The organism is Sporosarcina saromensis, from assembly GCF_033253735.1.
Lineage (GTDB): Bacteria > Bacillota > Bacilli > Bacillales_A > Planococcaceae > Sporosarcina > Sporosarcina saromensis.
Map to the genome: position 1 here is coordinate 14,570 of NZ_JAUBDI010000020.1, position 22,207 is coordinate 36,776.

Consider the following 22,207-nt stretch of genomic DNA (forward strand, 5'->3'; position numbering starts at 1 on the left):
TTTCCCTTATTCTACCCTATAACCTTTTCCCGGGAAATAAATCGATTTGTCGGTTTTATTGTCATCCACTTTGGCAAGACGTGGTCCATCTTCATGACGAGAACTGTTCGGTCGTCTGCAACTACACCAAATCGTCGCTCCATTTCAGACATAATCCGGTCCGCCAACTGCTCACAGCCAAGATGTTCGTACTTCTCCAAAATGGCATACAATGCGTCTTCCTGCTTCTCAATCGTATGCTTTGAACTGAATAGGCCATCCGTCAACATCACAACAATATCACCAGCTTTTAGCTCTTCGTTTTTCGCTTCAACAGAAAATGAAGGGAGAAACCCAACAGGCACTGACTTGCTATCGAGACGTAGAAAATCGGGTCCACGCATAATATACGTACTCATCGAGCCAGCTTTCCAAGACCAGAGCCGTCCATCCTGTAAATCAATTAACGCAAGATCCAACGTAGCATACATATCATCCAACCCGTTTAAAGACATCATGTAATGCAACGTATGCATCGCCGTTTCGGGGTCCATCTTACGATCCAAACATTCCCGCATAAGGCGGATGACTTTCCTACTTTCTCGATAAGCGTTCATATCATGTCCCATTCCGTCGGATAGTAATACCGCCGTTAAACCATCATGAATCGGAAATACCTCATATGCATCTCCTGCATGGAATGTCCCCCCTCCGGCAGTAGCGACAATGCCGTATTCCAATGTGAAACGGACAGACGAACAGAACATTAATTGCAAATGCGGAAATGGATCTTGTTGAAAAACCGACTTCTCCACTTTGAACGGTTCACGGTATACTTCCTCAAGCAATGGTAAAATGAGTCTCTCCGCCACTGTCATATCCGTTTCAAAGTCTGACCGCTTCTCCGGTATAGAACAAACAATCCGATAGGCCCCTCTCTCATCTGACAAGATGTCAATTTGATAATATTCAATCCCTTGAGCTTGCATATGCTTCCCAAGTTCTTCTTCCGCGCGATGGTTGACCGTCAGCTCCCCTTTAATATCTTTCATGATTTTCTCTAAATGATTGCTCATATCACGTAATTGCAATGCCAACATTTTCCGGCCGTGCTGTAACTGCCCCATAAGCAAGTGGTTTGTAGCCTGCTCCTCAAGCTCGGTAATCAAACCTGAAAAGCGGATACATTTATATTTAATCTTCTCTTCCACACGATGACGTGCCGCTTTCTTGGTGGCTGAGTACGTTGACTCCCACTCATAGAGAAGCCTCGACATTCCTGCTTCATTGTCCTCCCAACATTTCGAATAACGGAAACACGATTGACAAATGGACGGTATTTCTTGAGCTGCAAGTGTATCATCCGATTCAAATCGATCATTCACAAGTGTCGACATGAACTCTGCAAACTGCTGAAAGTCAGATAACTGCTCGTCCAATCGGTCAGTCAACCACTTTTGACGCTTCACAGAAATATCCGGCTGATCAGGCTTCATCACAAGACCAATTGGCTCCACTTTCTTTGTTGGGATAAAGAAAAAAACGAACGTCGCTAACCCAATTGTCGCAAAATGAGAAATATCCAACGGTAACGTCAAGTCATATAGAAGGAAAAAGACAGACACTGCATACCCCCCAGTAGCAATGCCTAGCTTTCCTAATCGCCTCATCGCACCTGCAAAAAAACCGGTCATACCGTACACGGCCATCATTCCTGTGAAGGACAATTCAGCAACACCTGCAATAGCCGCAATCATCATTGCAATTGTCGTCGAAAAAGGGAGACCTCCTGCCAACGCTGCCAAAAGGATTGTCAAATGAAGGAGAAAACCTGAAATTGAAATCGGTCCAATCATTAAACTACCCATACCCGTCGTAGCCATAATGCCAACAATACAAACGGCCCCTAATCGCTCAGGCGTCCACTGTCCATATAAAATACGCTCCCGATGCGGAAATGCGACAAACAAGAAAAATGTCATGAATAATGCCAAAACAGCTTCAAACCCAATTGTCAGCTGCACATCCACCGGCGTACTTCCGCTATGCATCACAAACTGCCATAACACTTGCACAACGATAATCGCACCCGCCACCGCTAACGGAATCGACTTCCTCGTCCACGGATGCTTACTAACAACATTAAACAACAGCAACTGCAATAAATGAATAACAGCTTGTCCCACACCTAGAAGCGCTCCACCAGCCATTCCCCCAATGAACACAAACACTAAATACTTCCGAAAGCGCAACTGCGCCAACGCCCAGATTGGTAAGAAAAACGGCACCGCCGCATCAAACAACACCGCTTGCGACAAGAAAAACGATCCAAGCAAGAAAAAAGTAGCCATCAACACATACGTCTTCCGCTTCCCCGCCACTTCCAACGCATGACGAATCTGCTGGCCCATAGGCCTCTCCATATTGCCAATCATCTTCATCTCCACATTCCCCCTATGTCTACTTGTCCACGAGTATACATAAGTCAACGTAAAGAATTTGTCTCTTCCTGACAACTCACTCACAAAATCTTTCGACTCATTCCGAAGTCTTTCTTTTTTTAAAACAGTAGTTGACAGACCACGTCGAGCCATGTAATATGATTATTGTCGTTCAGAAAAAGTGGCCAAGCCCTTCCAAGAACAACACGGCGGCGTAGCTCAGCTGGCTAGAGCGTACGGTTCATACCCGTAAGGTCGGGGGTTCGATCCCCTCTGCCGCCATTATAGAAATGCGGAAACGGCCGTTTAGGCCCGACAGGCATAAGACAACCCGGCGTGTGGCGCTTTTTGCCACTTAGCCGGGTTTCCTTATGACCCGAGGGACTGGCCGTTGCAGCTAGACATTAGAAAAGCGAAGAGCGTCGTTTAGCCTCGACAGGTGCTGGCCGACTAAGTGCGCCACGTCCTGTGGCAACGTCGGCACTAGTACATCCTGTACGTCGGAAGCCTGAGGCTAAAGGCGCTCTTTGCCTTTAACCTCAGGCTGAAGCATCCCGAGGGACTGGCCGTTGCAGCTGGACACTAGAAAAGCGGAAACTGCGACCTGAAACAATTAGGTCGCAGTTTTTTTTAATATGTAACTCTATCATTCCACTGTTATAAGGTCTTTAATTTGTCAAGATCCATTTGGCGCGATTTAATTTCCTATGGATTACCGTGATTGCCCGCGAAACAAAATTCAAACTCCTCATATTCGCTTCAAACCCGGCATATTCAAACGAAACAACGCATACTTACTCGAAACGCGGCATAATCCCTCCGATTTCCGCATACCCCCTCCAAACACAGCATATTCTCCCATAACGCCGCATTTCGAACTGCACATTCCACCGTGATAAGATCGTTAATTTGCCAAAACCCATTTGGCGCGATTTAATTTCCTATGGATTACCCTGATTGCCCACGAAACAAAATTCAAACTCCGCATATTCGCTTCAAACGGCGCATATCCCAATCAAAACACCGCATACTTACTCGAAACGCGGCATAATCCCTCCGATTTCCGCATACCCCCTCCAAACACAGCATTCTCTCCGAAAACGCCGCATTTCGAACTGCACATTCCCCTGTTAGTAAGATCTTTAATTTGCCAAAACCCATTTGGCGCGATTTAATTTCCTATGGATTACCGTGATTGCCCGCGAAACAAAATTCAAACTCCGCATATTCGCTTCAAACCCGGCATATCCAATCAAAACACCGCATACTTAATCGAAACGCGGCATAATCCCACCGATTTCCGCATAACCCCTCCAAACACAGCATATTCTCCGAAAACGCCGCATTTCGAACTGCACACTCCACTGTTATCAAGATCGTTAATTTGCCAAAACCCATTTGGCGCGATTTAATTTCCTATGGATTACCCTGATTGCCCACGAAACAAAATTCAAACTCCGCATATTCGCTTCAAACGCGGCATATCCAATCGAAACAACGCATACTTACTCGAAACGCGGCATAATCCCACCGATTTCCGCATAACCCCTCCAAACACAGCATACTCTCCCAAAACGCCGCATTTCGAATATAACAATCAACACCTCTAGTATTTTCTAAGCTTCTATAGACTCGCGCCATTAGCTAGTTCGCATGACTGTATCAAAAAGATTGTTTAACAGTAAGCTATCACCAGAAAAAGATTACAGAGATTTCCAGGTATATGCTGTTTTAGATAGAAGTATGCGGCGCTCTCCAGCTAAATGCTGCAATTTACAAAAGTATGCGCCGATCTGCCGAAGTATGCTCCGTTACACAGAAATATGCCGCATTCTCCCGGTATATGCCGTGATCAGTCAAAGTATCCTTGGTCAACAAAGCGCTTCATGTACAAACGCCCTCTATTCCGTTTTCAATCAGAAGTTCCTAACGTTTCTTTCAAACAATTCCGCTCTAGTCGACGCAAAAAAGCGATCCACCATCTAGAAAGATGTCGGATCGCTTTACATAGTCATAGATTATACATTTTCACTAATTGAAACAGCCAGCAAGTTATCCTCTTCTTGCGCCACGGCCACCGCGTTTAGATTCTGTTGCTCTTTTTAATGAAGTCAGGCGTTCTTCACTGTCTTTCATGAATTTAGCCATTTTTTGCTCAAAATTCTCGGGACGCTCAGTGTGGCTCGGACGGCCACCACCATGACGAGGACGTTGAGGGCGTTGAGGGCGCTCAGCTTCTGGTTTCGCTTTTCTGATCGATAACCCGATTTTACCATCTGTGCCGACATTCATCACTTTCACTTCAACCATGTCGCCAACTTTTAGGTGGTCGTTAATATCTTTAACATAATTGTCCGCCACTTCACTAATATGGACCAGACCAGTTGAACCGCTCGGTAGTTCGACGAACGCACCGAAATTTGTGATCCCTGTAACTTTACCCTGTAACTTGCTGCCTACTTCAATTGACATAAAAAAATTGCTCCTCCTTAAGATTTAAACGACTTCATACAGAAGCCTTTTTACCATATCACGAGTCCTGCAAAAAGCAGAATCCTTACTTTCATTATAGCCAACAAAAAAAGAGTGTCAATAAGACTACTCTTTTCCGTCATCTTTTTCGTCGTTTTTCTTCTTTTTTTCAGGTAATGAAAAGATGATTTCATTTTTATCAGATAAAAAATACTCTTTACGAGCTAGCTTTGCAATATACTCTTCGTCATCGAGTTTAACAAGTTGTCGTTTAAGAAGCGCTTGTTCATCTTTCACTTCTTCCAACTTTGCTAACGTCTCCACTTTTTCCTGTTCCTTCTTTTCCAACGTCTGCTGTTGCTGGATGTACATATTCGTTAAGCCACCAAATACGACAAATGCAACTAACGCATAAAGAAACATTTTTTTACGGAGCCGCTTCTTTTGCTTGTTTCTCCACATTTCTTTCTTTTGCAACGAGCGGACATATTCAGTTTCAATTGATGCAACGGTCGTGGATGATTTCCTTTTCCTTTGCTCCATGTCTACACTCCCTCTCATTACAGCTTGACTTTGCGATAAGTCTATTAATTATACACTATTCATCGCGAGTTTGAAAGAGGGAGCTATAGACCTTTTTATAAACATAGATGAATGGCGTTGCCAGCACCATCACGATTCTGACGACCAACCTGAACAGTGCACGAATAATTCGTACAACCAAAAGGATGACGAACACGATGGGTCTGATGATAAGCATGTTGACAATACGCCCAAAAAATCGGAACGGCCGATGAAAAATTGACGCATACAGAAGCATCCCACTTACTTGAGCAAACGGATCATACATCCTCCATGCACCGTCCCGCACGACGAAAAGAACGTAAAAAGAAGCACAACCGATTAAAATCCACCCAATTACTTCAATGAGCACCGAATACTTACGAATCATCGACTTCTTCCCGACCTTGTCGATGCCCGTTCCGATCAAATCCATAATCGCTCCGGCTCCGATGCCTGTCCCAATCATTGCAAGTAAACTAAGAAACTGGACGGAGAGACTCATCCAAATAATTTATGGAGGAAATTACGTGAACCTGTCTCTTCTTCGTCGTATTGCATCGTTGCAATTGTCCCTTCTAACGTCAGAAGCCCTTTGTCTACATCCAAATGGACGATGCGCAGCTCCTCCCCCCGAATTTGCAACACCCCTTGAGATGTGCGGACAATGAATTCTTCTTGGTCGAACCGGTCAATCGTTTTTACAGATGTAAGATCCATTCGTTTTCTGTTTCGCATCGTGACGACATGGTCACCCGATGGAATTGCGTATGTTGGACTATCCGTCTGGATTTGCATACTATTCCTCCTTCGCTTGTACGTTCAATGCCATCTTATGCGTGTAATTAAAAAAACATGACAGGAAAAATCCCGTCATGCTACTCATTTCTTTTAAACTTCCCGTTAAACGATTAAATCGTGCGTATATCCTGAAAAATACAGGACCAATCCAATAACCGATAAACCAAACCCAATGTAAAATGGCCATGGGTTATCTTCCTTCTCCTTGTCAAACGTCCGGTATGTAAGCATACAAAAAACGAGTGAAAGTACCGGTATGAACCCATAAGCTGGACCAAATGTAAAGGACACGCCACCTAGCACCATGGCGAGCAAGCCATAGGGATTCTGCTTTGGAAGACTCTCCAAATACGCTTTATCCGTTTCGCTCATTTCCTCATCCGTACGCATCCATCCTTTTAACTTCTGCCTACACCTGTTCAATCGTCTTGAAGTTGCCAAATCCTTCATGACGACCCATTACTCCTCATCGTCAATGAACTCCGGCTCCACCTTTTCGAGCTTTTCTTCCTTCAAAATCGTATACATCATCGCTGAGTCTTCTTTCTTCGTCGACTCCTTCAATGCCTCGACCTTCGCAGTAACAATCTTTTGACCAAATCGGATCGCCAATTCGTCCCCCGGTTTTACGACCGATGACGCTTTTGACACTTTACCGTTAATGGTAATCCGGCCTTGATCGGCTACTTGTTTTGCCAATGTACGTCTTTTGATTAACCGTGACACTTTTAAAAATTTATCTAATCTCATTTCTTTTCCCTTCCCTTCGCTTGTTGCCAATAATCTTCTAATTCATCGAGCGTATAAGCAGAAAACTCGCCCTTTCCTTCCTTCACGCTTTGCTCGACAAACGAGAAACGGCGCTTGAATTTCGCATTCGCATGCGCCATCGCTTCCTCTGGCGACAATTTTAAAAACCTCGACAAATTGACGAGCGTAAAGAGCACATCCCCTAACTCATCCGTCTGGCTCTCTTTCGTTCCATTCTCCACTTCGTCCTTAAATTCCTGCCACTCTTCCTCAAATTTCTCAAAAGCCCCTTCAATACTCGGCCAATCGAACCCGACTTTGGCGGCCTCTTTTTGATAATTAAAGGAAGTAAGCAACGACGAACTATGGCGTGTCTGCCCATCCAGTAGCGAATCGACTTGTGGCTTCTCTGTTTGCTTAATCTCCTGCCAATTCTTCAACACTTCATCCGAATTGTCCACGCCCAGATCTCCGAACACATGCGGATGGCGACGAATCATCTTCTCACCAATCGACTGCAACACATCTTCCATCGCAAAGAACCCGTCATCCTCGCCAATTTGCGCATGTAAAAACACTTGTAGCAGGACATCCCCTAGCTCCTCGATGATGCCTTCATCGTCCTGCTGATCAATCGCTTCCAGCAACTCATGCGCTTCCTCTATTAAATAGCGCTTCAACGATTCGTGCGTCTGTTCACGATCCCAAGGACAGCCATCCGGCGCACGCAGCGCTGCGATAATCTCACGGAACGTCGACCATTCCTTTAGTCGTCCGTCACGCTCTGCGACAGGTGGCACATACACAGTCGTCAAATTATCAATACTCGCTTCACGGTCCAGCTCAAATAGCGGCACCGTCCGCAACTTTTCCTTCGAAGAACCCGCAGCAGTCACAATCGTTACGGGATGATCGAACGCATACTTCTCCATCAGCGACAGCTTCACCTCTGAAGCGACAAATGCATCATACACTTGTCCAATCAGCACATGTTGCGTCATCTTCACATCGTCACGCTTCAAGTCCGTACCGTCCAACAATTGAAACCCTTCAATTGGGTCAATTCGCAAAGCCCCAAAAATCGGGTCAAGAAAGCTGTTGCCGCCTGCAATTTCAAGTTGCACTAGTCCCTCCCGTTCTTTCTCAATCAACAACTGCACCGTACGTTCCGCAACAAGCGGATGCCCCGGCACAGCATACATAACGGGTTGCTCCTTCGCTAACGCAACTAACCGTTCCGTAATTTCTTCGTACACTTGCTCAAAAGCGTCATTTTTTTCGTAAATCGCGTCAAAGCTTTCGATTTGTAAGCCTTCCGCCCGCAGTTCATTAATAACAGGATGCTGATCTGTCCTTACAAATACTCGCTCCGCCGCTTTCAGCTTGCGATACGTTCCAATGGATAGCTGGTCTAAGTCACCTGCACCAAGCCCAATAATCGTTAATAGATTCATATAGTCACCTTCTATGTTTAGTCAGCATTAATTGCACACGTGCTAATCTTTTTCCGAACGGCAGTAAATACCATTCCTTTTCAGCCATTATACGCGATTTCATGACAATCAACAGGAATACGGCTGCACCTAAAATGACTGCTGTTAACGCGCTTACTGTCGCACCAATCCGGGATGATAATTGATCGAAGAAAACCTCGTCCGCTACAAATAACCACGGAATAATAATTGCTAGCATCCCAATCGTTGAAACCAATAGCCATCCATAAAAACGAAGCGGTGCAAGCTTTACAGGTAAGACTCTTCTAAAATAAAACAGCAGTCCACAAGCAATTACCGCAAAGCCGATATTCCCTGCAATCGCAGCACCCGTCACGTTTAAAACGGGGATCAATAATTGGTTCGCTACAATCTTTACTACTAGTCCCACGATGAGCAGTAACGTAGGAACCTTCACTTTCCCCGCACCTTGCAACATCGCCGTTAGCGGCAATATTAGCGACAACCAAAAAATTTGCAAAGAGAAAATCATTAGCGTACCCGACCCATCGCGCGTTTCGAAAAGCATTTCATTCACATACGGCAAGACGAGCGCAAGCCCCACAGCCGCCGCCCAGCCGAATAAAAACGCCGTCCGGAATGTGAGCGAGATGAACGGTTCTGCACCTCGCCCCTCTTTTTTCGCCGCATGATGGGCAATAAGCGGTACAATCGCTAACGCCAACGTGGAGGCGATTAAAATCCCCATTTGCACAAGCGGCTGTCCACGGTCATATACGCCTTTCATTTCCATAGCCGTATCTGATGCAAACCCGTTCGCCAGTAAGGTATTATACACCGTAAACGAATCTGCCATTTGGAACAGCAATAGAATGAGCGAGCTAGCACTGACACTTAAGCTCACGTACGTTAATTCCTTCACGACACGCCACGTATTTATCTTCACTGCTGGTCCCTTAAAGGCGTTTCGGTAATAGAGAGCAAGTATGACAACACCCGCCGCCTGCCCAATGACCGCGCCCCACATCGCAACTTCACCTGCTGTATACAATGAAGCGCCTGCACGGACTGCGAACCATGTCCCCATTAATATAATCGCTACGCGAAGCGCCTGCTCTCCAACATTTGAGACGGCAACCGGCGTCATATACCCTTCCGATTGGAATGCACCTTTTAATACAGCAAGCATTGGCATGACGAGCACAATATATGCGCCTGCACGAAGCAAGGAAACAAGTTCAGGGTCCCCCATTGCATGCGCAAAAGTTGGTGCGAACACCATTAGTACTATAAAAAATGATACCGATAAGACGGATAAATACATAAAGGCAATTCGTTTTACCGCTTTTGATTCACCAAGACTCGTACTTCCCGCCAGCAGCTTCGAAACCGCCACTGCAAAGCCGTACGACGTCCAGACAATGAATATTCCGATGAAAGGATACACTTGCTGATAGATATAGAAGCCTTTATCGCCTACCAGATTTTGAAATGGAATCCGGTATACCGCGGCAAGCAACTTCACGATAATTGCCGAGATCGTCAAGATCGATGCGCCTTTCATGAACGTTTTCATATTCCAATCCGTAGTAGCCATCACTGCGCCTCTTTCGATAGATAATAAGTATTCTCTAGTATACCATCAACAGAAAACAGCCACACCCCCGTTCACAAAACGGAAGCGTGGCTGTTTCATTTCATTTATCCGATACATGAAAGCTGTCTTTCAGTGATCCTCCAACTGTAAAAGCACCTTTATGAACTGTTTGAAGTCGTTAACATGTTTATTTAAAATCGACTCTAAAATATCGAGTTCAAGAGCTTGATAATCATGAACAGCGATGTTGCGGAAACCAACCATATTCATTAATGTTTTTGCAAGATCCGCTTCAATTATAGCTGCTTCTTGTAAAAGCTTAAATGCTTCACGACTTGTTTTTGGAACGCCTAATTTACGCCTGCCCACTACATGCATAGCGAGGTCAATACTTGCTTCACAAGCACGCTGTATATTTAACACGATACTGTCTTGTTTCGTAAAGTCCGTTAAATTTTCAGGATTCCCTTCATACACCTCATGAATACGGATCAGACAGCGCTCAATCGTTGTTATTTTGTTTAAGATGACATCATTCATCCCCAAATACACTTCCCCTCGCCTGAATGTCATTAATAATAGCTGCTCGTTGCTCGTTTAAAGTTGCATACATGCTATAAGCTCGCATTCTTTGACGGATGTATTCATTTTCATCCTCTATATAGATTGGGATGCCATGGGCAAAAATTTGCATCGTGAAAACTGTATCGATATTTCTAATATCAACTAAATCTACTTCTCGCCCACCTATTAAGGCAAGCTCATTGGATAGCAAAAAACGATCATAAGATGATAGTTGCTTGCTGCTGAAATAAGCAAGATCGATATCACTCTCTTCGCGTACCGTGTCTTTTGCAAAAGAGCCAAAAAGGATAATAAAAGCTGGATTGACTTCTTGCTTAACCTTTTCAATGAGTTGTACCATTATTTCATTCGTAAGCATACATATCACCGCCTTATCAACAGTATAAGCATTTTTGGGAAAAACTGCACATCAATATAGTCTTGTCTACCTTATTAAGAACTTCTCTCATCTTTCATGAGCCAAACGGGGCAATAAAACAGCTTTCATCCAATGTATCGATACGTATGAAGTCGTTTGTATGAAAAATATGCAAAGTAGCTAAATGTAAATTGAGATCTATCAAAAGTAATAAAAGATTGATGATTTTACAAAACGAAAAGTTCCTAATTTGAAAACAGCCACACGCCCCGTTTACAAAACGGACGTATGGCTGTTTCATTTCATTTTCCTGAGTAAATAAAGCAAATACGGCGTACCAATCAACGCTACGACCAGTCCACTCGGGATATCTTTTGGCGCAATCAGTATGCGGCCAACGAAATCCGCCGTGACAAGCAACAAACCGCCCAATAAGCCCGAAACAACCAGTAATGGTAAATGGCGGAAACCTACGAGTCTACGTGCGATATGCGGCGCTACAAGTCCTACGAATCCGATTGTCCCGACAATCGCAACACCGGCTGTACTAATTGCCACCCCGACGACCAATGCCCAGACACGTGTCGATTTGACAGATAGACCGAGTCCTGCAGCTACGTCATCACCGAATGTCAATGTATCCAAACTTCGTGTCAAATAGATGGCCGGGCCGAGAAGAAGAGCGACCATCACTAAGGCGAGCTGTACATCGTCCCACCCTTTTCCGTATGTGCTACCGGACAACCAGACGAGTGCAGCGGCAACGGCTAACTTCGCTTTGACGACAAACACCTGTGTAGCGGCTGAGCCGAATGCAGAAATTGCTATCCCCATCAAGGCGACAAGCATCGGCTGAAAGTTATTTTTCCAAGACGTCGTTAAAATGATGACTAGGGCAATTGAAGCGCCTACTACCGCGCCAAGCGGCATATACTGAACAGGGATTGCCGGGAAGACGACTAGTAACAACATCGCTCCAGCGCCACCCATCGACGTGACACCTAACACACTAGCGTCCGCCAACGGATTCCGTAAGACGCCTTGCAATAAAACCCCGGCTAACGCAAGCATGACCCCTACAATGAAAGCTGTCAGCACACGCGGCACGCGGAAGTTCCAAATGACCGGTTTCATCCAGTCCATCGACCATACCGAACCGTTAAATGATAACGCCATCGTCAACACAGCAACAATTAAAGCGGCAATGATTACAATGACAATCGGCAGTTTCACCGGCTTCAGCGTACCGCCCATTTGGCGATCGCCTTTCGTATGCGTTTTAGCCGTCTTCCATGCCAAATACAATAACCAAGGGCCACCGACTAAAGCCGTCATCGCTCCGACCGGTACTTCTTGACCTGGTTGGATCAGTCTGCCTAACACATCTGCTCCGATTAGCATTACACTGCCCCAAAGGAACGATTGAAGGAAAATGTGCAAATGTCCTCTAATACCAAGCATGCGCACAATATGCGGCGCCATTAAACCAATGAAGCCGATTGGTCCAACAACGCTGACAGTTGTCGCTGCAAGAAGAATGGCAGCAGCCCACGCCAGCAATTTTACAACTGGTACATTTTGTCCAAGGGAAGATGCGACATCTTCACCTAATGACAGAATGTCCATCGGTTTTGCCAATGCGAGCGTCATAAGGAACAGAACAACGATCATCGGACCTGCGAACGATACGCCGTTCCAGTTCAATTGCACAAGAGTGCCTGAACCCCATAAAAAGAGTCCGTTCGTTTGATTTTCAAATAACAGCTGTAACGAGCCGGTCATCGATGCGAACAATAACGAGATAATCATTCCCGTCAACGCGACGCGGACCGGTTCCATCTGTTTCCCCGCAAGTGTGACGACAAGTACTGATGAAAGAACTGCACCTGCCAATGCAACGAGGAATGGAAAGTTTCCAAGTACTGACGGAAAAAAAATCATCGAAACGACAACAAAAAAGTATGCACCCGCGTTAATCCCAAGTGTACTCGCAGATGCTAAAGGGTTATTCGTCAACGTTTGCAATACTGCACCTGCAACAGCAAGTGCACCACCTGCTAAAATCCCGATGACTAACCGTGGAAGTCGGAGAGAGAGAACGATATCCTGAATACGTCCCTCTACCCATACCTCTTTTACTAACTGTGAAACGGTATAATCCGCCTGGCCTTGCGTCAAATGAATAAAGGATAAAACGACCAACAGGAAAAGACCGCTGATCCAAACGAACAACGATCTTTTCCCTGACGTATTGCTAGCCATTATTTGTTGACCATCGTATCAACAATTCGATTCAGCATTGTTTCAGCTGAAAGTGGTCCTCCATACAACCAAGTGTCCCCACCTAGGTCAAATAGTCGATCTTCTTTCACGAAGTTCAAGTTTTTCCAAACTGCATTGTCTTTTAATTGGTTCTTATACACATTATCTGCATCTTGAACTGTATAAAGATAGTTAGCATCTTCATATTTCGTCAATCCTTCAACGTTGAACGTACTAGAACCGAACACTTCAAACTGATCGGGTACATGAACGTTTTTCAAACCGATTTTTTCAAGAATTTGAGAAGCCATTGAGTTTGGTGTGAATACCCGAATTTCCGGAGCTTGAGGACCTGAGTAAGCAAGCGTCAGGATGAAATCCTTTGTTTTCAAATCCGCTTTCTCGATTTCAGCTTTCGCTTCTTCATATTTAGCGTCTAAATCCGCCAATACTTTTTCTGCTTCATCTGTTTTATCTACAGCTTTTGCAATTTCGTTGAACGTCGTCGTCATCTCTTGATACAAATCAATTGATTCATCCTCAGGATACGGATTGAAGATGACTGTTGGTGCAATTTTCTCCAAATCTGCAAGCATTGCATCATGACGGAAACTTACACCGATGATCAAGTCCGGCTCAAGTGCAGCAATTGCCTCTAGGTTCGGTTCTTGTCGACCACCGACATCAGCGACATCTTTACTTAACTCCGCATCGATGTTCACCCAGTTATGATATTCCTGAATATCCGCCATTCCTGTCGGCTGGATACCAAGTGCAAGCAAATCTTCCGCATATGTCCATTCAAGGACAACAACTTTTTTAGCAGGCTCATCCAATGTTACTTCACCGTTTGAACCTGTAACCGTCACACTGCTTTCAGCTTTATCGCTTCCTTTGTCTTCATTGTCAGCTTTATTTGTCGAACAGCCGACTAAAAGGATTGCACTTAAAGCCATTAGTAAAAACGTCTTCATATATTTATTCATACTTCATTCCTCCATGCTGATAATCATTATCAATTAGTAGTGTAAGCTGTAAGCAAGTCGTTTGTAAAGTGTTTTTACAAATTAATGATATTCATTCTCAATTAAACGAAAATATGGTATGCTAGTAAGTACTTACGTTGTCATTTCTTTGGATTATCAATGAAACGGAGGCATGTTTCATGCACCCTACGATAAATACGAAAAACCTTTCCATCGGCTATCAGGATCATTTGCTGTTTGAGAATTTGAATTTAACAATCCCTAAAGGGGAAATTACGGTCTTCGTCGGAAGCAACGGTTGTGGGAAGTCCACATTGCTTCGTTCGATTGCCCGGTTATTAAAGCCTTCCGATGGATCCGTTTTACTCGAAGGAAAAGATATTCATTCGATGTCTTCACGCAATGTTGCGAAGAAGATGGGTATCCTTCCTCAAGGCCCTGTATCACCTGAAGGATTGACGGTCCACGATCTCGTGAAGCAAGGTCGCTATCCGCATCAGTCATGGCTTTCCCGTTGGACAGAAGAAGATACGAAGAAGGTCGAAGCGGCGATGGAAGCAACAAAAATCAGCAATTTGCGCGATCAAGCCATTGATACATTATCGGGGGGCCAACGTCAACGTGCTTGGATTGCGATGACACTGGCACAAGATACCGACATCATTTTATTGGACGAACCGACGACGTATCTCGACATGACCCATCAAATTGAGATTTTGGATTTACTGTTCGAATTAAATGAGCAAAAGAACCGGACAATCGTTATGGTGCTGCACGACTTGAACTTGGCATCACGCTATGCACACAATATTGTCGCCATTAAAGACGGCGCGATTTTTGCGCAAGGAAGACCGGAAGATATCATTACCTGCGACCTTGTCCGTTCGGTATTCGGTATGGAGTGCCAAGTTTCGACGGATCCCCTATTCGGAACACCGCATTGTGTGCCATTTGGTCGCGGGCGTTGCATCGTGCCCGCCTTAAGGAGTCATACAGGTGCCTGAGTTGAATGCTGAACAACTAGCCGCATTGGAACGTTTTAATGTATCCATAAGTGATCAGCCAATGGGCCTTATGAAAGTTGAGGATCTATTAACGCATGCAGGGAGTTCGCAAATAATACATTTGATTCAAACACAAATGGGTGCCCCTACAGATGCTGTGGCGCTATCCATTTTTATGCGTAGATACGGTTTCTTCATAGCGGCTCACCTGCATATGCTTAGCAATTTTAACTTGCGATGGACGGGAAGATTAGAGGATATTGCAGTCGAAGTAGGTGAAGGGAACCTATCATTCTCCATCCCTTCCGAACCATTTAGGACGGTACAAGAACGCGAAAACGATATCCGTTTCCTTCTTGAACAGTATGGACATCCGGTCGTGAACTATTTAAGCAAGCGCGCACCTATTTCAAAATTGATTCTTTGGGAAAACATCTGGGGCTACGTCATTTGGATGTACTCGATGCTACTCCAGGAAAATTGTCCATCCGCCCAAGATGATTTGGACATTTTGTTACATGACGCAACTTGGACACCTCAACTACGGCGCTCGCCTTTCAAGCAATTTTTACAAAACGAGCCCGTTCTTGAAGCCATGACGAATTATAAACGGACGACTTGTTGCTTGTATAAGGAATTGCCAAATACCGAGAAATGCCCGTATTGTCCGTTGAATAAAAAATAAAACAGCCCACGAATCAATCAGTATGTGTGGGCTGTTTTTTATTGTTTCTTTTACATGATCTTTTCAAAAAAGGAGAGCGTTAGGTGCACGACACGGAGAGCGTACCTATTGGAGCGCAGAGGTCTAGTTTCAGTTATGGTCTCACCATTATTCTAATCAGTAGAACTTGCTTATGTTATTCACCGTATGAAAACATTTCTTCCCCTATTATCTCCAAATGCTCAAATTGATGCGATTTAATCACGTCTTCTCGTCCATACACATTTCCGCGTTGGTATATGCCTCCATCTAATACATAGACCTCCACAGTTTCATTTAATGGATCTACAATCCAATACTCTGGAACTCCGAATTTTTGATATGCATTGTATTTTTGAATTCTATCATTCCTACTTGTAGACGGTGATAACACCTCTACAATAAGTTCAGGAGCACCTTGGCACCCAAATTTATCGAGCTGATTTTTATTGCATATAATTGAAAGATCTGGTTCAAATACATTATCTGCATTGTCATAATCATCTATTTCAGAAAAACGTACTGTGAACGGAGAGGGAAAGACTCGGCATTTATCACCTTTGAAATACATCCCAAACGCTATCGTCAAAAAAGAGACAACGCCTTGGTGTTTCGTCGTTGGCGATGCAAGCAATACAGGAACGCCATCAAAAATTTCATATCGACTGCCCTCATCCCACGACAAGAAGTCTTGAAAAGTATAATGCTTATTTTCATTCCTTTGAATGCTCATCATATCCTATCCTTTCTACCAGTATTATTTTTTAAAGCTGGAGACACTGTATTCATCAGTACCGTTTTAGTTATTTGTAGTATAGCATGAGAGCTGGTTTAGCGGAAAACAAAATAGTCATAATAGTACGAAGGTTGAATGGTGGTTTAACGTATATGAGTTGAACTTTCAATGCATCTTTACTAGGTTTTTATCTTAAAAAATAAACCACACCGAAAGAGAAAACGCCATTTTCGTTAGATAAATGATTTTCTAGATTACGAAGAAAAGTAATGTATTACATAAAAACAGCCCACCCACCCCGATGCTTCCCGGTGCGTGCAGGCTGTCTTTTATTGTTCCATCTGTTTCGCCAAAAAGTGTGCGGCGGTTTCTGCTGCTTTTTGTTCAGCTTCTCCAATAAAGTGGACTTTAGATAGCAAGTAGACTGCACCGATTGTGTCTCCTCCAGCTACAATCGGAGCGACACAGTAGGATTTCACTTGCTCGACTTGACCGGGCACCCATTCCACTGCTTTTTCTAGTTTTTCCGTGACGATTGTTCGGCCCGATAAAATTTCTTCCACATCCGGAGCTAATTGTCGGTTTAAATAATCCTTTTTTGATAACCCGGATACGGCGATCATCTCATCTCTATCGCTGATGAGTGCGGGTGTTCCAAGTGTTTCGTAAAGTGTTTCTGCGTATTCTCTCGCAAATTGACCGAGTTCGGATATTGGGGAGTACTTTTTAAGAATGACCTCTCCATCCCTGTCGGTAAAGATTTCAAGCGGGTCTCCTTCGCGGATACGGAGGGTCCTTCGAATTTCTTTTGGAATGACCACTCTGCCTAAATCATCAATTCTGCGCACGATCCCTGTTGCTTTCATGCATGATGCCTCACTTTCCCAGTAATTGAATACCGTTTTCCGTTCGAATATAGTATGCATCATGTTTGGACATTTTATGCAACAGAACCTTTAGACGGAACTTGTGCCGCTTGTTTCTTTTAGGGACGCTTGCAAGATCCGCATCATTTCTTCCAACACATCGAAATCTGTTTGCTTTCCAGTAAACCGTTCATCTACCGTCAAGATCAGTCGGCCGTCTTCCATTGTAAAACCGACTGCTTTGCCAAAGCGCATGGAATCCGCGACAATTTTCGCACCATCCGTTTGAGCGGTACCTTCTTTAGAGAGTCGGATTTCAATTATAGAACGTTGCTTTTTGATGGATTCGACGCCTGCCATACGGCCCCACGCCTTTATTCTTCCGATACGTAACAGCAAATCCGCTTCAAGTGGCAGATCTCCGAAACGGTCTGTCATTTCATCGACGAGTTCACTGTAATCCGCTTCGTTTTCAATTGCTTTTACCCGTTTATACATCTGGATTTTTTGGAAACCATCCTTAATATACGTATCCGGCAAGTACGCGTTGATGGGCAATGAAATTTCAACATCCGGAATGTCGGCTTTCACAACGCCTGTCTGTTTCTCTTCAATTGCCTCTTGCAACATTTGCGAATACAAGTCAAATCCAACCGAATCAATGAAGCCATGCTGTTGAGATCCAAGCAAGTTTCCTGCACCACGGATCGATAAATCACGCATTGCAATTTTAAAGCCTGATCCAAGTTCCGTAAATTCCTTAATGGCTTGTAAACGACTTTCCGCCACTTCTGTCAGCACTTTATCCCGTTGGTACAAAAAGTAGCTATACGCAACACGATTCGAACGTCCGACGCGCCCGCGCAGCTGATACAACTGTGACAAGCCCATACGATCTGCATCGTGCACAATGAGCGTGTTGACATTCGGTATATCAATACCCGTTTCAATAATTGTCGTCGTCACAAGGACATCATACTCACCTTCAAGGAAGCTGAGAATGACCGCTTCAAGTGCAGATTCACCCATCTGCCCATGTGCAAAGGCAACGCGTGCTTCAGGTACAAGTTGTTTAATCTCATCAACTTTGCGCGTAATGTCTTCGACTCGATTGTAGAGATAAAACACTTGACCGCCACGTCCCATCTCTCGCTCAATCGCTTCACGCACTAATCCAAAATTGTGCTCCATGACATACGTTTGCACCGGAAAGCGGTTTGCAGGTGGTGTCTCGATGACAGATAGATCCCGAACACCCAACATCGACATATGAAGCGTGCGTGGAATCGGTGTTGCAGTCAAGGTTAGAACATCGACATTTGTTTTCAATTGTTTCAACTTCTCTTTATGGGTCACACCGAATCGTTGCTCTTCATCGACAATTAACAGACCGAGGTCTTTATAAACAACATCTTTGGATAGCAGGCGATGTGTGCCAACGACCACATCAATTGTACCTGCCTTTAAGCCTTTCAATGTTTCTGTCTGCTGTTTTTTTGTACGGAAACGGTTCAACAAAGACACTTCTACAGGAAAGCCTGCAAAACGTTCTTTCATCGTCTCGTAATGTTGCTGGGCTAAAATAGTAGTCGGAACGAGGAATGCGACTTGTTTACCGTCTGAAACAGCCTTGAAAGCTGATCGGATCGCCACTTCGGTTTTCCCATATCCAACATCTCCGCAAAGAAGACGATCCATTGGGCGTTCCCTTTCCATATCCCGCTTCACTTCCATGATTGAACGAAGTTGATCTTCCGTTTCATCATACGGAAAAGCATTTTCAAAGGAGCGTTGTAGATCATCATCTGGAGAGAACGCATAGCCTTTTTCCGCCTCGCGCTTGGCGTATAACTTAATGAGATCATCCGCGATATCTTTGACAGCAGACGATACTTTGTTTTTCGTCTTCTTCCATTCGGCGCCGCCAAGTTTATGCAATTTCGGTTCTTTCTCACCTGAAGCAACATATTTCTGAATCAAATCAATCTGATCAGCAGGGACAAACAGTTTATCTTCCCCACGATAACGGATATCGAGGTAGTCTTTGTGCACCCCATTTACTTCAAGCGTCACGACACCATAATATTTCCCGATTCCGTGATGGACGTGAACGATATTGTCTCCAGGTTTTATCTCTGAATAGCTCTTTATGCGCTCCGCATTCGTCATCTTTTGCGGACGAGCTTTTCGTTTCGGCTTCCCTTTGAACAACTCTGCGTCTGTAATGACCGCTACTCGCTGGAATGGAAGTTCAAATCCGCCGGACAGGTCACCACTAATAATAGATAGAACGCCCTCATCCGATGGTTTGCCATTAACAGTAGCCTCCATCTCGTAATCTCCCAAGATGGATTGGACTTCTTGGATGCGCTCTTCTCCATCCACTACAACGAATATGTTGTATTTCCCTTGTTTCCATCGTTCCATTTCATTTTTCAATAAATGCATCTGCCCGTGGAATTCTTGCATCGGCTTACAGGAAAACGATACGGTCTTTTTTAGAACGATTCCCGGTACATTACGGACAAATAAAGATAAATAACTTTTTGGTTGCTCAAGCATCTTATGCATTTCATCAAACGAGAACGAAATTTTTGCATCATGAACGATCCTGCCATCCTCAAGAAGTGTCAAAAACCACTCCTTCTCTTCATTTTCCATTGCTGAAGCAACTTCTACAATCCGGCCAATTTCATCGAACAAAACAAGTCCATCTGCTGGAAAATAGTCCCCTAAATAGGACGGAACCCGTTCTAAAAACGAAACGTATTTCATCATCCCTTCTGGAATGATACCTGTTTTCAACAAATCGATGTCGCGGGAGATGTTTTCTGTTAATGATTCTTTGGCATGGTCGTTTTTCATCCGTTTCAAGCTCGTTCGCAACGCTTCTTCTAAGTTGGTTGCTATTTGCAGTAAATGAGTCGCATCCCACACGTGCTCTGTAACCGGCAGAATGGTTACTGTGTCCAATTTGTCAGTGGACCGCTGATCATCCGCAGAAAATGTACGAATGGAATCGACGTCCGTATCAAACAGTTCAATGCGGACAGGTTGGTCCATCGTCAACGGAAATATATCTAAAATTCCGCCTCGAAGTGCAAAATCACCAGGTGCCGTCACCATATCTTGACGGGCATACCCCATTTGAATAAGCTTTTGCACCCATTCCTCCACATCGATGGCGTCATCCACTTTTGTCGTGAGCGAATGTGAGAGCCACTGTTCTTTCGCTGGAAGAAGTTTTTTCATCCCTGCGACGGGTGTAATGTAAACGCCTTTTCCAACACGTGCCATATGATTGAGCGTGTCAATCCGGCTAGCTCGTAGCTCATAGCTCGATACAGAAAAATCAGCAGCTACCAATTCCTCTGCTGGATACAAATGCACGAGCGACTCGCCGAGCATTTTCACTAAATCTTCGTATGTACGTTGAGCTTGCAACATATTTGCAGTAATGAGAAGGATCGGTTTGTCCGTACTCTCGTAGGCAGCCTTAAAAAAGACCGCTTTTGCACCGCCTGTGAGTCCTGCCAGCAGTTGACGATCTTGTCCTGTTTGCAAGTCTTTAATGACTTTATGAATCTCTTTTTCTTGTAAAAATAAATTTATGAGCGCATCCAATGATCAATATCCTCGCTTTGCAATAGATGAATGAATTGAAGTGAAAAAAGCTTTGTGCGCCGAAAACGCCAAAGCAGCAGTTCTATTGTAGCCATTTCTTTAATGCATAGTAATCCGGGAACAGCAGAAGTGACTGTTCGCATTCCTCACAAATGCACCGAACGGTCAACGAACCATCTTGATTATATTCAATAAAATGCTCATGTCCATCATGCTCTTGTTCCGTTTGTTGCACTTGCTGAATGACTTCGCCGGCAGATGAAAACGGAATGCTACCGACTTCTGTATTACAATGTCTACATGAATAACGGATCGTCAACTTATCATCAGCCCCTTTTACACAAAGTATAGGCTAAATGATGTGTGATTATTCCTTATGCTTTATTATAGTGATTCATCACATCGAGAAATGGGCTTTTGAGCCAGTCTAGACAAGCTGATGCACTCTTTTTCACCATTTCATCCAGCAGAGGCTGTTCTTCCTTACTGAATGAAGACAAAACGTAATCTGACACTTTCATGCCACCTGTAGGGCGACCGACGCCAATACGAATGCGGTTAAATGTATCCGTTCCAAGATGGGCAATTAATGATTTCATACCATTATGGCCACCTGCACTCCCCTTTTGGCGCAACCGTAATTTCCCAGGCGCAAGGTCAAGATCATCGTAGATTACGACAATTTCATCAGGATGAATATCATAATAATCCATGAGCGGAGCTACACATTCGCCAGAGAGGTTCATGTAAGTGAGAGGCTTGACGAGCAACACTTTCCCTTCAGGACGGTGGATAATCGTATAGGCCCCGTTGAACTTTAGTTGCATAGCAGGTGCATCCATCTGCTTCGCCAGTTCATCAATTACATGAAAGCCGACATTATGACGGGTCATTTCATATTGCTTACCCGGATTCCCGAGTCCAATTATCATTTTCATAAGTTTACTCTTCCTTTGACGGTCTTGATATTCCATACACTACTCAATGCTTTTCAATACAATGTTAAAAAGGGCGCACGGATGAAAACG

At 44.3% G+C, this 22,207-nt stretch carries 20 protein-coding genes and 1 tRNA gene; 3 read left to right on the top strand and 18 right to left on the bottom strand.

Annotation, left to right across the window (positions count from 1 at the left end; genetic code table 11):
* Positions 1-11: 11 nt before the first annotated feature.
* Positions 12-2,420, bottom strand: coding sequence for a SpoIIE family protein phosphatase (locus QT711_RS15875; RefSeq protein WP_317945869.1), 2,409 nt, complete (start codon positions 2,418-2,420; stop codon positions 12-14).
* A 208-nt stretch (positions 2,421-2,628) separates the two neighbouring features.
* On the opposite strand from QT711_RS15875, the gene QT711_RS15880 reads away from it, so the two are divergent.
* Positions 2,629-2,702: transfer RNA gene (locus tag QT711_RS15880), tRNA-Met, on the top strand.
* Between the two features lie 1,770 nt (positions 2,703-4,472).
* Here the strand turns inward: QT711_RS15880 and QT711_RS15885 are convergent.
* The 12 genes from QT711_RS15885 to QT711_RS15940 all read right to left on the bottom strand — a co-directional run bounded on the left by QT711_RS15885 (position 4,473) and on the right by QT711_RS15940 (position 14,246).
* Positions 4,473-4,892, bottom strand: coding sequence for a S1 domain-containing RNA-binding protein (locus QT711_RS15885; RefSeq protein WP_317945870.1), 420 nt, complete (start codon positions 4,890-4,892; stop codon positions 4,473-4,475).
* Between the two features lie 126 nt (positions 4,893-5,018).
* Positions 5,019-5,435, bottom strand: a complete 417-nt coding sequence (locus tag QT711_RS15890; protein WP_317945872.1) for an FtsB family cell division protein — start codon at positions 5,433-5,435, stop codon at positions 5,019-5,021.
* Positions 5,436-5,490: 55 nt separating this feature from the next.
* Positions 5,491-5,958, bottom strand: a complete 468-nt coding sequence (gene yabQ, locus QT711_RS15895; RefSeq protein ID WP_398296264.1) for a spore cortex biosynthesis protein YabQ — start codon at positions 5,956-5,958, stop codon at positions 5,491-5,493.
* Entirely contained in the window at positions 5,955-6,251 is a 297-nt protein-coding gene (yabP, locus tag QT711_RS15900) for a sporulation protein YabP (RefSeq protein WP_317945876.1), read from the bottom strand. Before yabP ends, yabQ begins: the two co-directional genes overlap by 4 nt.
* Before the next feature lie 105 nt (positions 6,252-6,356).
* Entirely contained in the window at positions 6,357-6,704 is a 348-nt protein-coding gene (locus QT711_RS15905) for a cell division protein FtsK (RefSeq protein WP_317945878.1), read from the bottom strand.
* A 9-nt stretch (positions 6,705-6,713) separates the two neighbouring features.
* Entirely contained in the window at positions 6,714-7,004 is a 291-nt protein-coding gene (locus tag QT711_RS15910; protein WP_317945880.1) for an RNA-binding S4 domain-containing protein, read from the bottom strand.
* On the bottom strand, positions 7,001-8,458 hold the full coding sequence (locus QT711_RS15915; RefSeq protein ID WP_317945882.1) for a bifunctional methyltransferase/pyrophosphohydrolase YabN: 1,458 nt from the start codon (positions 8,456-8,458) through the stop codon (positions 7,001-7,003). Before QT711_RS15915 ends, QT711_RS15910 begins: the two co-directional genes overlap by 4 nt.
* Positions 8,459-8,462: 4 nt before the next feature.
* Positions 8,463-10,055, bottom strand: a complete 1,593-nt coding sequence (locus tag QT711_RS15920; protein ID WP_317945884.1) for a putative polysaccharide biosynthesis protein — start codon at positions 10,053-10,055, stop codon at positions 8,463-8,465.
* Between the two features lie 129 nt (positions 10,056-10,184).
* Positions 10,185-10,595: a type VII toxin-antitoxin system HepT family RNase toxin gene (gene hepT, locus QT711_RS15925; protein WP_317945965.1), complete on the bottom strand. Its 411-nt coding sequence runs from the start codon at positions 10,593-10,595 to the stop codon at positions 10,185-10,187.
* Positions 10,588-10,998 (bottom strand): type VII toxin-antitoxin system MntA family adenylyltransferase antitoxin, encoded by a 411-nt coding sequence (gene mntA, locus QT711_RS15930; RefSeq protein WP_317945886.1) that lies wholly within the window; start codon positions 10,996-10,998, stop codon positions 10,588-10,590. The genes hepT and mntA overlap by 8 nt, the downstream gene beginning before the upstream one ends.
* Positions 10,999-11,295: 297 nt before the next feature.
* Positions 11,296-13,260, bottom strand: coding sequence for an iron ABC transporter permease (locus QT711_RS15935; protein ID WP_317945888.1), 1,965 nt, complete (start codon positions 13,258-13,260; stop codon positions 11,296-11,298).
* Positions 13,260-14,246 carry an ABC transporter substrate-binding protein gene (locus QT711_RS15940; RefSeq protein WP_317945889.1) on the bottom strand — a complete coding sequence of 329 codons (987 nt, stop codon included), beginning with the start codon at positions 14,244-14,246 and terminating at the stop codon, positions 13,260-13,262. The genes QT711_RS15935 and QT711_RS15940 overlap by 1 nt, the downstream gene beginning before the upstream one ends.
* 179 nt (positions 14,247-14,425) lie before the next feature.
* Between QT711_RS15940 and QT711_RS15945 the strand changes: the two genes are divergently transcribed.
* Both QT711_RS15945 and QT711_RS15950 read left to right on the top strand, forming a co-directional pair.
* Positions 14,426-15,250 carry an ABC transporter ATP-binding protein gene (locus QT711_RS15945; RefSeq protein ID WP_317945890.1) on the top strand — a complete coding sequence of 275 codons (825 nt, stop codon included), beginning with the start codon at positions 14,426-14,428 and terminating at the stop codon, positions 15,248-15,250.
* Positions 15,243-15,935 (top strand): hypothetical protein, encoded by a 693-nt coding sequence (locus QT711_RS15950; protein WP_317945892.1) that lies wholly within the window; start codon positions 15,243-15,245, stop codon positions 15,933-15,935. The genes QT711_RS15945 and QT711_RS15950 overlap by 8 nt, the downstream gene beginning before the upstream one ends.
* 175 nt (positions 15,936-16,110) lie before the next feature.
* Here QT711_RS15950 and QT711_RS15955 read toward each other — a convergent pair whose 3' ends face one another.
* The 5 genes from QT711_RS15955 to pth all read right to left on the bottom strand — a co-directional run bounded on the left by QT711_RS15955 (position 16,111) and on the right by pth (position 22,117).
* A complete protein-coding gene (locus QT711_RS15955) occupies positions 16,111-16,686 on the bottom strand; it encodes a Uma2 family endonuclease (protein ID WP_317945893.1) in 576 nt (191 codons plus the stop codon).
* A gap of 332 nt (positions 16,687-17,018) precedes the next feature.
* Positions 17,019-17,555 (bottom strand): stage V sporulation protein T, encoded by a 537-nt coding sequence (gene spoVT / locus QT711_RS15960; RefSeq protein ID WP_317945894.1) that lies wholly within the window; start codon positions 17,553-17,555, stop codon positions 17,019-17,021.
* 90 nt (positions 17,556-17,645) lie between these two features.
* Positions 17,646-21,179, bottom strand: coding sequence for a transcription-repair coupling factor (mfd, locus tag QT711_RS15965; protein ID WP_317945895.1), 3,534 nt, complete (start codon positions 21,177-21,179; stop codon positions 17,646-17,648).
* Positions 21,180-21,261: 82 nt separating this feature from the next.
* On the bottom strand, positions 21,262-21,498 hold the full coding sequence (locus QT711_RS15970) for an anti-sigma-F factor Fin (protein ID WP_317945896.1): 237 nt from the start codon (positions 21,496-21,498) through the stop codon (positions 21,262-21,264).
* Between the two features lie 55 nt (positions 21,499-21,553).
* On the bottom strand, positions 21,554-22,117 hold the full coding sequence (pth, locus tag QT711_RS15975) for an aminoacyl-tRNA hydrolase (protein WP_317945897.1): 564 nt from the start codon (positions 22,115-22,117) through the stop codon (positions 21,554-21,556).
* Positions 22,118-22,207 lie beyond the last annotated feature (90 nt).